Here is a 14,333-nt window from a genome sequence, read left to right on the forward strand (position 1 = left end):
GCCGGCGGCCTGGGCGGCGACGGTACCGGAGAGCCGCCCACGGCCGAGGAGTACGAGCGCCGCCTCAACGAGTACTACGAGGAGCAGACCGGGGGCCTCGACCGGCTCATGTCGGAGTCGCCCGACCCCGACGGCGACGGCCGCAACGACGACGGCCAGGCGCTGACCCCGGCGGAGCAGGAGTACCAGCAGGCACTGGACGAGTACTCCAAGAATCAGCGCGAGGACCTCGAACAGCTCCGGTCGGGTCCCGAAGGGGGCGGCGGCGACCTCGGTGGCGGGGGCGACGCCGCCGAGTACGAGCAGCACGTCCAGGAGTACGCCGACCAGGAGAAGGCCAACCTCGACCGGCTGCGGGACGACGTCAACGGCATCACCGACGAGAACGGGAACCCCGCGCCGGAGCTGGAGGAGTACCGGCAGCAGCTCAACGACTACTACGACCGGCGCTCCCAGGAGCTGGACGACCTCGTGTCGGGACCGGACTCCGGCGGGGGCGACCTCGGTGGTTCCGGCGGGGATGGCTCGTCGGCCGATGAGTACCAGGACCGCCTGAACGAGTACTACGACCAGCAGGCCGCGGACCTCGAGGAGCGGATGAACTCCGGCCCCGAGGGGGGCGGTGGCGACCTCGGTGGTTCCGGCGGGGACGGTTCGTCGGCGGATGACTATCAGGACCGGCTGAACGAGTACTACGACCGGCAGACGGCCGACCTCGAAGAGCGCATGAACGCCGGCCCTGATGGCGGTGGCGGTGGGCTCGGCGACTCCCTGGGGCGCGACAACGGCGGGGACCAGGAGGGCTCACCTCCGCCGTCGTACTCCATCGGCAACGGGTGGGACAGCCCGGGGTCCAGCGAGGACCCCGACGAGCAGGGCGGCCGGCCCGACGCCAACGGCATCAGGGGCGGCGGCGGCGACCTGCGCAGCAACCCGCCCGCCGACGAACCCGACGCGTTCACCGGCGGGGTCGACAACGGCAATGGCAATGGCCAGGGCGGGGGCAACTTCAGCGGCCTCGGCGGCGCCGGGATGGGCGGCATGGGCGGCGGGATGCCGCCCATGATGCCGCCGATGGGCGGCATGGGCGGGGGTATGGGCGGCGGCGCCGGTCAGGGCGAGAACGCGCGCACCCGTGCCGCCTGGATGTCGGAGGACGAACGCGTCTGGGGCACCAGCGCGGGCGAGCGGATCTCGGTGCTGGGCCGCCCCGGCGCCGACGGGAACACGAAGGGAAGTCCTGATGAGTACGTACCCGGAGGAGATCGAGCAGGCGCTCGCACGTCTACGGGAGGACCAGGAGAAACTCACGCAGGCAAGCGCAAGCCTGGCCTCGGCAACCGAAGAGGCCGTCTCCAAGGATCGGGCGATCAGCGCGAAGATCGACGCTGAGGGCCAATTGGTCGAACTGAAGTTCCGCACCAACGCCTACAAGTCGATGGCGCCGGCCGAACTGTCCGCGGCCGTCATGGACGTCGTCAAGCGCGCCCGCGACCGTATGCAGGACCGGGTGATGGAGGCCTACGCCCCCTTCGCCCCCAAGGGGATCGACATGGAGGCCGCCCGGACTGGCGGGTTCGACCCCACCAAGATGATGGCCGATCTCGGCCTGGACAAGTTCGACTTCCCCGACCCGGGCCGCACCGGCCGCTGACACGCGCGGCACGCCGGCACCGACCACCGAAACCCGAGCCCCCTGAGAGGAGCCCTGCCATGTCCAGTAACTCCATTGACGTGAAACCCGATCCGATGGCCATTGCGGCCGCGAACATGAACGAGGCGACCGACCTCGTCCACAAGATCATGGGGGACTTCAACGAGCAAGTAGCGGCCCTTCGCAACCGCGCCTGGGGGGAAGGCGACAAGATCGCCGAGATCGGCGGGGAGCAGTTCGACCCCGGCGCTGAGCAGATCCGCGAAGGTGGGACCGCGCTTGAGGGAGCACTCCGGAAGACGACCGAAAGCACCATCAACTCCTCCCGGATACTCGGCGGCATGGAGGAGGACAACATCGTCATCTCCAACGACCTCGTCAACGGCATGCCCGGTGGCGGGTCCAGGCGATAGCGGGTAGACGGTCATGGCGGGCATGCAACTTCCGGAGGGTCTGCGGCACCTCTTACTCGGGCTCGGCTTCGAGTGGTTCACCGCGGACGAGGTGCTGCTGCACGCGCTCGCCGATGTCTTTGAAGGCACGGGTTCGCGCCTCGAAAAGGAAGTTCCTCCCGTCATCGACGCCGTCAAGCGGCGGGTGCGCTCCACCTTCGATAGCCGGGCCGCCGAATACTACGAAGAATCGATCAACAAGTTCACCACGGGGGACACCAACTACGTACAGATCACGGCCGACGCGTGCTACCAGATGGCCGACTTCCTGCGGAAAGTGGCCGCGCAGGTCGCCTACTCAAAAAGAATGATCATCGGGCAGCTCTTCCAGCTCGCGGGGGAGATCGCCTGGGCCATCTACAGTGCCAAGTTCAGTTTCGGCGCCTCCTTGCTGATGATCCCCATCTTCGAGCGGATCGCCAGCCTGGCCATCCAGCGGATCCTCAACTTCCTGTTCAGCACGCTGCTGGCCCACGTCACGATCAACGTCGCCCTCGCGATGATGAACGACCAGCTCGTCCAGCTGAGCCTGATCGAGGACGACTACCAGGACAAGAACGACGACACGTTCAGCAGGGACGCGGTGGTCGGCGGTGCGGCCGAAGGCGTCTTCGGGGCGGTCCTCAGCGCGGCCGGCAGGGGGCTCAGCGACTGGATCAGCAACAACTTCGGCGATATCCTCAAGCTCAACCTGCGCGACGGCGGGCCAGACCCGGCGCCGACCCCGAACGCCGCCAGAGGACTCGGGGACGACACCCCGGTTCCGCCCCCGCGCAACGATGTCGATGCGCCGACCAGCAGCCCGTTGCCGAACGGCGCCCCCCCGCCCAAGGGGGACCGCGACGTCGAGACCGGTCCATTGGGCGGCCACGGGCGCAACCCCGACGAGGTCCCGGGCACCGGGCCGACCCCTGTTCCGCCGCCGGTGCGCGGTGCCGACGGGGCCCCGCCGCCTCCGGTGCGCGACGCTCCGCCTCCGCCGACGCGGGATGCTCCGGCTCCGCCCGGCGGGGGCGGGAGGAGCCTTCCGCCGAACCTTACCGACGATGTGTCCCGAGTGTTCGCCCGCAATGTCGAGGACCTGATGCGGCCGTTCGGGCGCCATCCGCGCCCGTGGGACAACGTGGCCACCGTGAACCGGTTCCGCGACGACATGGGCACGGTCTTCGCGAACAACTTCGGCGACCAGATCGGCCGCGACGCCGCCCGCGACCTGGGGCGCGACTACGCCGGCACCTTCGCCGCCAACTGGGGCCGGCGCGACATCGGCGACGCCCTGGCGCGGGTACTCGACGACGTCCCCGGCGGCCCGGCAGGCCGACTGTCGCCGGAGGTGAACCTGTTCCTGGCCCGGGACCTGCCCGAGGGGATCGGCCAGAGCCTCTCCGAGTTCGCCGGGAACTGGCGGCGCATGGCGGCGGAGCTCGCCATCAACCCCGTTGAGGGGGCGGCGTCCAACTTCCTGGGCGATTTTGTCACCAGCGTGATCCTCTATAACGACCCCGCGGCGAACCCCTGGGCGGCCCTCGGCGGGGCCACGAACGCGGGGCTCACCGTGGCCGGCGCGATCGGCGGGGTCAAGGCGCTGGACGGGCTGGAGAACCTGCTCGCGTCCAAGCCCGACGGGCCCATCGCCGCCACACCGCCGCCGGCCATGGAGTCCGACCCCGTGACGGGCACCGGCGCTCAGGGAGCGTCCGGCGACGGCGGCGGGCCCGCCGACCGTAACGGTTGGGGAGGCAATGGCGGGCAGGGCGGGGACCGCGGCAATGGGCCGCACGACCGGCAGGGCCCGGCCGACGATGAGGGCATCGGCGAAGCCCCGGGCCGACTCGACCTCCGTGAGAGCGACGACCTCGCCGACGACGCCCCCGACGCGGGCCCCGGGCACAGGGACCTGCCGGGCACCGGCGACAACGCGCGCCCTGCCCCGCCGCCGGAGACCCCCGAGCACCCGGCCCCGCCGCCCGGCGACCCCGCGGCCCAGGACATCCCGAGCCGGCCTCCCGGCCCGCAGGACTCGCCCACACCCGTGCGCGAGAACGACCCCGGCGTGGCCGTGACCCCGCCCGCCGGCCTACCGGGAGACGCGGATACCCGCGGCGTGGACACCCCTGCCGCCCCGCCCCGGACGTCCACCGAGTCCCCGGCGCCGCCGCGGAGCGAGGACCCTCTCGCGGACGAGGCCCTCGCAGAGGGCCCCGACGAGGTCGCCGGGGCGCCGCAGGGCAACGGCGACGGGGTGCAGCGTCCCGTCGGTGACGTCCCCATCGCCCCGGTCGGATTCGCGGGCACCCCGCCCCCCGCGGCGACGGCCCCGCCCGCGCAGGGCGGCGGGGACGGCGCGGGAGCCCCGCGGTCCAACGCCGCCGCCCCGCGCGCCGGCGCCGACAACGGCGCGCCGCGTGGTGAGGGCGCGTCGGCTACCGCGCCCCGGCCCGCGCCGGGCGAGGACGGTGCGCCCGGCGTCGCGGACGACGCCGCCGCCGTGACCACGGAGAAGGAGCAGAACGGGACGCCCCTCCCGGAGGGCTCGCCGACCCCCGAGACGGCCCCCATCCCGTTGGTGAAGACCTTCACCGACGCCCTGACCCCTCCGGTCACGGAGAGCACCGACCAGCCCCGGACGGACACCGACGCGGATCAGCAGGTCCCGGATCTGGCTGCGCACGATGCCGTGGCCGATGCCCGCGAAGAGGCGGCCCGGTTGCGGGCCGTGGCCGATGCCGCGAGGACGCGTGCGCAGGAGGTGGCCGCTGGGGCCGAGTCCGAATCCGTCGCGCAGGAGGCGCAGGCCGCCGCGCACGCCGCTGCGGTCGCGGCCGATGATGCGGAGTACTTCGCCGATCTGGCCGAGGTGGAAGCGCGCACCGCCGAAGAGCGCGCCGAGAACGCCCACCGGGCGGCGCAGACCGCCGAGCGGCACGCCGCCGACCTCGCCCGGGAATCGTCCCCCGAAGCCGAGGCCGACGAGCGGGCAGTTGTCGACGGCGCCGCCGACGATGCCGGGAGCCCGTATGACAGCCTGTCGGCGAAGTCGCCGGCCGTCGCCAAGGCGGCTGATCCTGATGATTCGTGGCGCGGGAATCCGCCGACGTCGTTGGAGCTTTCGGCCCTCATCGGTCCCAAGAAGGCATCGGGAGACGTGCCGGTCCTCCCGGGTGGGCTCGCCGATCCCTATGGTCTGTTCTCCGGGGGGCAGCCGCCGCTTCAGGTCTTCATGGCGGGCCAGCGTCGGCGCCGCCCTCGCCGCTACGCCGACGCCACGCAATACATGCAGCCCGGAGCTTCGTCCCAGGAAACCGGATACCCGGCGACCTTCCCTGCTGAGACGCAGATCCCCCAGAACACGGAACCCGAGTACTCCGAGCAATCCCAGTACCCCCAGCAATCGCCGTATTCCCAAGACACCGGGCAATCCCAGTACTCCCAGTACTCCGCTGGGTCCTACGACGCCTCGGCGGTAATGCATGACCAGCAGCCCGAAGCTTCGTCCGGGGAAACCGCGCAGGCCCAGGTCGATCGGTCCGAAGTGCTTGAGTGGTGGAACGGGACCTTCGAGGGCATCGAGGACCTCTCCGCCGGCATCCAGGATCTCGTCGCCGCCGCCGCATCGGAGCCTGTGCACCGGCAGGTGTTCGACGACCAAGGTGACGACGGCCGCACCGAACTCGTGTACTTCGGCGACGGCACGCAGGCGGTCTACAAGGACATCGCGTCGAGGTGGGACCGCAGCAACCGCGCCGATGCCGAACACCTCGCCTCCCTGGTCGGCCGCTCCATCGGCGCCAACGTCCCCGGTGTCCTCCGCCTCGGCGAGAACGACCTCTACATGCACTTCATGGACGGCGTATCGGGGTTCACCCACTTCGGCAACCCGGAGTCCCCCCTCACCCACACGCGCGACGGGCATGTTCTGGGCCTGCTCGACCTGCTGATCGCCAACGGCGACCGCAGCCCCGGGAACTGGCTGGACCAGGGCAACGGCCGCGTCGGGGGTATCGACCATGCCAGGGCGTGGCTCTTCACGCCCGAAGACCCCACCGACCTGGAGGGAATGCGCCACACCGACTCCATGCGGCCGTTCTACGACTTCGACCAGAACAGGTGGATCGCCAACCCGCTGGCCCAAGCCGACATCGAGTGGCTGCGGCCGCGGCTGGACCGGCTGCGTCCGGAGTTCGAGCGCCTGGGCCGGAGCGCGTGGTTCGACGAGATGATGGCGCGCTTGGACATGCTTGCCCGCAACGCGCGGGGGACCACCAGTCTGCTCGTGGAGGACAGCGGTCTTCCCCGTTCTCGCCGTGATGACGACCCGCCCGCGCCCGGGGGCGGGCAGGGCGGGTCCTCTTCGGGCCGGGGCGCGTCGGCTTCCGGGGAAGGTACCCGGCGGCCGGACCACAGTTCGGGCCATGGGGGCGACTCCCGGCATTGGCACTCGGGTCCGAGCGGGCATCGCAGGCACGATGTCAGTGAAGCACCGCTTCAGGACTCCACTACCGCGGATCAGCAGGTCCCGGACCTGGTTGCGCACGACGCCGTGGCCGCCGCCCATGCCGCTGCGGTCGCGGCCGATGATGCGGAGTACTTCGCCGATTTGGCCGAGGTGGAGGCGCGCACCGCCGAAGAGCGTGTGGAGAACGCCCGCCGGGCGGCGCAGGCCGCCGAGCGGCACGCCGCCGACCTCGCCCGGGACTCGTTCCCCCGAGCCGAGGCCGATGAGCGGGCAGTTGTCGACGGCGCCGCCGACGATGCCGGGAGCCCGTATGACGGCCTGTCGGTGAAGTCGCCGTTCGTCTCCGAGCCTGTTGATCCCGATGCTCCGTTGCGCGGGAAGCCGTTCACACTGCTGGATCTTTCGGCCCCCTTCGATCCCAAGCAGGCGTCGGGGGACGTGCCGGTCCTCCCGGGTGGGCTCGCCGACCCCTATGGTCTGTTCTCCGGGGGGCAGTCGCCGCTTCAGGTCTTCATGGCGGACCCTCACCGCTACGGCTACGGCTACGGCGCCGATGGCTACGGCGCGGACCCCGGCCCCTCCGGCCAATACCAAGGTACGGACGGATACGACAACCCCGCTGAAGCCTCGGGCCCGCAGTATCCGGAGGGGACGCAGGTCTCCCAGTTCACAGCCCCTCAGTACTCCCAGTACTCCACGCAAGACCAGTACTCCCAGTACCCGACGGCAGACCAGTACACCCCACACTCCACTGGGCCTTACGACGCCTCAGCACTGACGCACTACCAGCAGCCCGCGGCTTCGACCGCGGAAACCGTACAGGCCCCCTACCCCGCGTACTCCGGCGCCCCTGACCAAGGCCACGCGCCCACGGCGCCCGCGCAGTCCCGGCAACCCGCGGGCAGCCACACCCAGGCGGGACCCGCCAGATGGCACGGGTCCTACAACGGGATCGACGACCTGATCGCCTCCGCGCACACCGGAATCGCCCAACGATGGGCGTTCGGCGAGGGAGGAGGCGAGGGCGAACTCACCGAACTCGTGCAGTTCGCAGATCGGGATGGCTCGCTGGCGGTCCACAAGGTCACCGAGAACACCGAACTCACCGCGGACCCCGAAGCCGACCCCGAGGACGTCGCCAACGAGTCGGCGTCGGCCCGCCAGCGCGCCGACGCCGAACAGCTCGCCTCACTGGTCGGCCGCGCCATCGGCGCCGACGTTCCCGGTGTCTACCGGGTCGGCCCCTACGAGTTGTACATGCACTACATGGCCGGCAGGTCAGGGGAGGAGCTGGGCGACCGGCTCGGCCCCCTGCTGACCGAGACGGCGTCCGGGCGCAGATTGGGGCTGCTGGACATCCTCATCGGCAACAGCGACCGCAACCCCGGAAACGTGCTGTACACCGACCACGGGACGGTCATCGGCATCGACCACGGCGGTGGCTGGACCCTCGTGGACGACGAACCCTACGATCCCAGCGATCCACCGGACCTGAGCGAGACTCGCCACACGACGGCGATGGAGACCTTCTACGACTTCGCGAACGACCAGTGGATCGCCAACCCGCTGACCCGGGCCGACATCCAGTGGCTGGGTACCCGGCTCGCCTCGCTGCGTCCCGAGTTCGAGCGCCTGGGCCGGATGGACTGGTTCGACGGGATGATGGCGCGCTTCGGCATGCTGGCCCGCAACGCGCGGGGGACCGCGGGCCTGCTCGTGGAGGACAGCGGTCCTCCCCGTTCTCGCCGTGATGACGACCCGTCCGGGGGCGGGCAGGGTGGGTCCTCTTCGGGCCGGGGCGCGTCGGGTTCCGGGGGAGGTACCCGGCGGCGGGACCACGGTTCGGGCCATGGGGGCGACTCCCGGCATTGGCACTCGGGTTCGGGCGGGCATCGCAGGCACGATGTCAGCGAGGCACCCCTTCAGGACTCCACGACCGCGAATCAGCGGGTTCCGGACTTGGCTGTGCACGACGATGCCGCCGATGCCCGTCGGGAGGCGGTGGAGCTGCGGGCGGTTGCCGATGCCGCTCAGGAGCGTGCGCAGGAGGTGGCCGCTGGGGCCGAGGCCGAATCCGTCCGGGGGGAGGCGCAGGCCGCCGCCCATGCTGCCGAGATCGCGGCTGATGATGCGGAGTACTTCGCCGATTTGGCCGAGGTGGAGGCGCGCACCGCCGAAGAGCGCGTGGAGAACGCCCGCCGGGCGGCGCAGGCCGCCGAGCTGCACGCCGCCGACCTCGCCCGGGAATCGTCCCCCGAAGCCGAGGCCGACGAGCGGGCAGTTATCGACGGCGCCGCCGACGATCCGGGGGGCCCGTATGACAGCCTGTCGGTGAAGTCGCCGGCCGTCGCCAAGGCGGCTGATCATGATGGTTCGTGGCGCGGGAATCCGCCGACGTCGTTGGAGCTTTCGGCCCTCATCGGTCCCGAGAAGGCATCGGGAGACGCTCCGGTTCTTCCGGGTGGGCTCGCCGATCCCTATGGTCTGTTCTCCGGGGGGCAGCCGCCGCTTCAGGTGTTCATGGCGCTCGGCGGCGAGGGGGCGTCCTCTCCCTTCCAGCTGACCCGGCCGCTCCCCGGCGCCTCTGGCGATGACTCCGGTGGTCAGGCGCGGCCATCAGCTGGTGACGACAGCACGAGGATCTCTGTGACGGCCCTGGAAGGGGAGGATCGCACCATTGTCGCCCTCATCGGGGAGCAGGGTGAGGGGGAGCGCGACCCCATCAATAGCGTCTTTCGGCAGATGGCCAGAATAACGGAGACCCAGGTCGACAGCCGTCTTGGCAACATCCGTAGCAGGGTGGGGGCGCAGGACAACGCCGCCCTGGGGCGGATGGCCCGCGAGAGCGGGCTCAAGCCCGAGGCCCGCTATCTCCGCGCTACGCCCATTGTCCTTGTCACGGACCTGGATGGGGAGGATCGCACCATGGCCGCCCTCCTCGGGCAGCAGCAGGGCGAGGGGGGGCGCGTCTCCGTCAACAGCGTCTTTCGGCAGATGGCCGGAGTGTCGTTGAGTACGGTCCATAGGCGCCTTGGCAACATCCGTAGCAGGGTGGGGGCGCAGGACAACGAGGCCCTGGGGCGGATGGCCCACGCGGCCGAGCTGGTGCCCGAGGCCCGCTACCTCCGTGTCCCCACCGGCGGCCAGACCACTACCGCGGGCGCGGTCCCCGAGTCCGCGTCCCACGAGGTCACCAGCCCCGATCCTGAGAACCTGCCTGATGCCGGCGATGTCGTGAGTGGTCCCGGTGATGGCGAGGTCGGCCGTGTCCTGGTGGCCCCGCCTGCGCAATGGTTCGGCCGTGACCCGGACCAGGATCCCGGCGGGGGCATGGGCAACAACGTCCGTGCAAGGGACGACGAGGCGGCCGATCAGTGGGCGCGGATGCACCTGCCGATCGTGGAGACCGTGGCGGGGGCGGTGTCTGGGGTGGAGGGTGCCCACGTCCTGGGTATCACCGCCAACCAGGCCGGATCCTTCCTGGAGTACACCGGTTATGTCGGCGGCATGGTCGATGAGGGGCTGGCCGGCGGCTATGTCGTACCCGATGACCGCGACGATTTCGCGTGGATCGTCGGCGATATCGATACGGTTCTGGGGTCGGCGGCGCTGCCGGTGGCGGTCACCGTGCACCTGGGGGCCGGGGCGGGGTTGCTAGAGCGATTGGGTATCGACCCCCACCGTCCCCTTGATGCCGCCGTGGGCACGGTGGCGGATGTTCCGCACTACCTCGCCGGCACGTTCGGTTCACGCGCGGTCGAGGATGCGTGGGCCTATGTGATGGTCCGCGTCCCTGGGGGGTTCCCGGCCGTCCACGTGGCCGGGGAGCCGGCCGACGGGCCAGGGCGTGTGCTGGTGGCGCGGGGGTCGCGTCTTGTCGTCCATGCCGTCTACCGGCATGCCGGTGAGCGTGTCCCGGGTGGGGGTGTGGGGGATTTGTTGTTCGTGGAGGCCGAGGTCGTGCCCGCGGGGTGGGTGCCTATGCCGGGCTGGGTGCCCAGCCCTTCCGGCGATGCCTACCACGGCTACCAGGTGGTCGCTGATACCACTTCGCGGGAGCAGGACGCTTTCAGCGGCGGCTTCGGTGACTGGGGGACAGCGGGCGAATCCGGCGTCGGTGGTGACATTGACCGTGCCATTAGCGAGGACCCTTTTGCTGTCCTGGATGCAGCGGGCGTATTGGATGACGCGGAGGACATTTTCGGCGGTGCCGGCCGGGGGCAGGTGTCCGGCTCCCTTCCCCCTGCCGTCGACGACCTTTACGGCTTCTTGGGCGATGCGGGCGCTGGTGCGCGCCATACCACGGACTTAGGAGACCTGCCCGATGCGCCTGACGATGCGGACCGCGGCTCCTCCGATGCCAGCGACAGCGACGACCTCTATGGCGTCTCCGACGACGAGGGTCGCGATGGCATCCGGTCCCGGGCACCGGAACCGGCCCGATCCGCCGACTATGCCCTCGGCCGTGGTGGCGATCCCGAAAGCCTTCCCGACGCCCCTGCCGCCCTGGCCCCGGTCAGGGAACTCACCGCCGAGCAACTAGAGCGGGCTCTCGTCGGCATCAGTAAGCTGAGCAACCGCGAATTCGACTTCTTCGTGGCTTTGGGGGCCGGGCGCACCGACGAGGACATCAGGACCGGACTCGATATCCGGACGCGCCAAGCTTTCTTCGCCCTCATGGAGGGGGTCACGGGTTCTCTCGGTGTGGAGGGCCGCGAACAGGTGGTCGCCGTAGCTCGTGCCGCCGGACTGACCGATGACTCCGTCCCCACCGATCTGACACCCCAGAAGCGACAGGAACGGGCCCTCATACGGGTCGGCACCCTGGACGACGACGGGCGTCGGCTCTTGAACCTCCTGCCCAAGAGAGACAGGGATATCGCCCAGGAGTTCCGCTCGACCCGCATCGGGGCCAAAGACCGCGTCAGCAAGCTCGTTCACCGCCTTGGGGTGCTGGACCGCGCCGAAGCGATCTCCGTCTCCCACGCCGCCGGACTGGCTCAACTCACCGCCGAGCAAATAAGCCGGGCTTCGGACAAGATTAACGACCTGAACGACAGGGATGTCGAAGTCTTGCGGGATCTGGGGGCCCGGCGGGATATCGACAAGATCCACAAGCGCCTGAAGAAGCGCGGAGGCTCAGCCCTCAAGAAGGAGTCGGTCGCCAGATACGTCCGGGAGGTCGTCCGTACCTTGGGGGTGAACAACGCCGCCGAGGCGGGCGCCGTCGCCCGCGCCGCCGGCCTTGCCCCTGCCACCGCCGACAGCGGCCAGGCGTCCGCCACAGCCGCAGCAGCCGACCCCGAGCCCATCGTCGTCGACGACGATTCCGACTCCGATTCCGACGATGACGACGGGGACTTCGGTGATTTCCTCGGCGGTGAGGGTGGTCCCGGCCCCGGGCGTGGCCCGGATGATGACGGTCCTCCGGCTCCCGCGGCGGCGGGCGGACAGGGCGGATCCTCCTCAGCCGCCGGCCGGCGCACCGGTCCTACAGGCGGCGGCGGTGGCCGCACGGGCGGCGCTGGCTCGGGTCGAGGCGGCTCCTCCGCCGATCACCGTAAGGACGACGTCCGCGGCACCTCCGACGGCCTCTCCGACGGGCGGGGCCCGGTCGGCGCCGAGGCGGGCGCCGTCTCCTTCGCGTTGGAGCGGCAGGTGCCGTTGCCTCCGTCTCCCGCCCCCGCCCGGTCGGTATCAGGGTCTGCCACCACCGCTGGCGAGTTCCCGCATCCCCCAGAGGTGTCGCGGTCGGCGCACGGCCAGGGCCTTGCTGAGCTGTTCAGCAGCGAGCTCAATCGTGAGGCCGCCACGTCGCGGGGCCCGGCCACCGAGCCGGAGGCACGGGCTGAGGTGACCGGTGCCGCGTCCGAGGGGAGCGATAACCGCGCCGTGCCCCCGGCACACCAGACCCCGCTCCTCGCCGATGACCCGCGAGACGGTCACGACCCCGACGACTCCAGCCACGACGACCTGTTCGCCCCTTCGCAGGCCGCCGCGCGCGCCGCGGAGGTCGCGGCTGATGATGCGGAGTACTTCGCCGATTTGGCCGAGGTGGAGGCGCGTACCGCCGAGGAGCGCGCCGAGAATGCCCGCCGGGCGGCGCAGGCCGCCGAGCGGCACGCCCACGACCTGACTCGGGACGTGTTCCCCGAAGCCGCGGTCGAGGAGCGGGCCGGTATCGACGGTGCTGCCGACGATGTGGGGGGCGCGAATGTCAGCCTGTCGGTGAAGTCGCCGTTCATCTCCGAGCCTGTTGATCCCGATGCCCCGTTGCACGGGAAGCCGTTCACACCGCTGGATCTTTCGGCCCCCTTCGATCCCAAGAAGGCATCGGGGGACTCTCCGGTTCTTCCGGGTGGGCTCGTCGATCCGTTCGGTCTGTTCTCCGGGGGGCAGTCGCCGCTTCAGGTGTTCACGGCGCTCGGCGGCGAGGGGTCGTCCTCCCCTCTCCAGCCGACCCGGCCGCCCGGAGCGGCCTCTGCCCAGGCGGGACCGACTCAGGGGCGAGGGCCCTCCCAGGCAACAGGAGCACCTGCTCCCTTCGGGGTTCCTTCCCAGATCCGTCCGGCGGAGTTCAGGCCGAGCCAGGACACGGGCGAGGGGGATGGTGAGGGGCAGAACCCGGCGGTGGCCTCCGCCGATCCTGCCGCGTTCCCCCGCGCTCTAGCGGAGTCGGCCGCCGCGACGGCCGGAACGGACCTGTCCGAGAGCGGTCCGGTCGAGGCGGACCCGGACCTGCCTCGGCCCGGCGTCGACGGTGGCGCCCCGCCACCCCGTCCCCAGGACACAGGGCCAGACGGAGTCGATCCCGTGACTCGGGCGGCCGAGGCCCGGGGCGAGGCGGACGCGGCGCGCGTCGAGGCCATACGGCTGCGAGACGAGGCCGCCGATGCCGGCGAGGAGGCGGAACAGACGCGGGCCGAGGCCCGGCGGCTGGACGACGCGGCCGAGGCCGCCCAGCAGGACGCGCGGAAAGCCGACGACGCGGCCGAGCAGGCGCACGCCGCGGTGGCGCCGCGGCGCAGGGCGTCGCAGGAGGCCGCCCAGGCGGCATCGGAGACCGCCGATCGCGCGGACGAGCTGGAAACCACCGCAGACGCTGCCGAGGCCGAGGCCGACCGCCTACAGGAGGCGGCCGAGGACGCCGACGCCCACGCCGACGAACTGCGCACCGAGGCCGACGGCGCCCATGCCGCGGCGGCCCAGCGCGCGGCGGAACTGGAGGACATCCTCGCCACCGCCACCGGTGCCCAGCGGTCCGGCCTTGAGGCCGAGCAGGCCCGTGCCGACGCCGCCGATCTGACCCGGCGGGCCGAGCGGATCGACGGCGAGGGGAGGGGGTTACGGCGGGAGCTGTCCGCGCTGCGGGCGCAACCCGAGGGGGATCGGTCCGCGCCGGACGCGGATCCCGCGCAGGACACGCCCGATCACGTCGCGCGGATCACCGGCCTCGGAGCCGACATCGCCGAGGCCGCCGCACAGGCGGCCCGCCTGCGCGAGNNCCCCGCCCGGTCCGGTGCCGCTGAGCAGGCCGACCTCCGTGCCGCGGACCTGTGGGAGCGCTCGGGCATCGGGCCCGATGAGGTCGAGGGCCTCCGCACCGAGTCCGAGACCGTCTTCGACCATGCGACCGAGCTCGACCGGGCCGCCGACGCCGCACGCGAATCCGCCGACCGGGCTCAGGACGACGCCGACGCGGCCTGGGACACCGCGGACGGTGCGCGCGAGGCGGCCGATGCCGCATGGCGCGCCGCCGAGACGGCCACCG

2 protein-coding genes and 1 pseudogene are annotated in these 14,333 nt (G+C 71.3%); all 3 read left to right on the plus strand.

Annotated features, from left to right (window positions below; translation table 11 throughout):
• A pseudogene (locus tag ACFOVU_RS12490) lies at nt 1–1,392 on the plus strand (hypothetical protein); the annotation flags it as partial.
• Nucleotides 1,328–1,654, plus strand: a complete 327-nt coding sequence (locus ACFOVU_RS12495) for a YbaB/EbfC family nucleoid-associated protein (RefSeq protein WP_378533550.1) — start codon at nt 1,328–1,330, stop codon at nt 1,652–1,654. The pseudogene ACFOVU_RS12490 and the gene ACFOVU_RS12495, both read left to right, overlap by 65 nt.
• Nucleotides 1,655–1,713: 59 nt before the next feature.
• On the plus strand, nt 1,714–2,067 hold the full coding sequence (locus ACFOVU_RS12500) for a hypothetical protein (RefSeq protein ID WP_378533078.1): 354 nt from the start codon (nt 1,714–1,716) through the stop codon (nt 2,065–2,067).
• Nucleotides 2,068–14,333: the final 12,266 nt, after the last annotated feature.

It is taken from the genome of Nocardiopsis sediminis, from assembly GCF_042650565.1.
In the GTDB taxonomy this organism is placed as follows: Bacteria; Actinomycetota; Actinomycetes; order Streptosporangiales; family Streptosporangiaceae; genus Nocardiopsis_B; species Nocardiopsis_B sediminis.

What these genes read in the sequence shown, in the direction of transcription:
- ACFOVU_RS12500 (WP_378533078.1), top strand. Translation starts at nt 1,714, where the DNA reads ATGTCCAGTAACTCCATTGACGTGAAACCCGATCCGATGGCCATTGCG.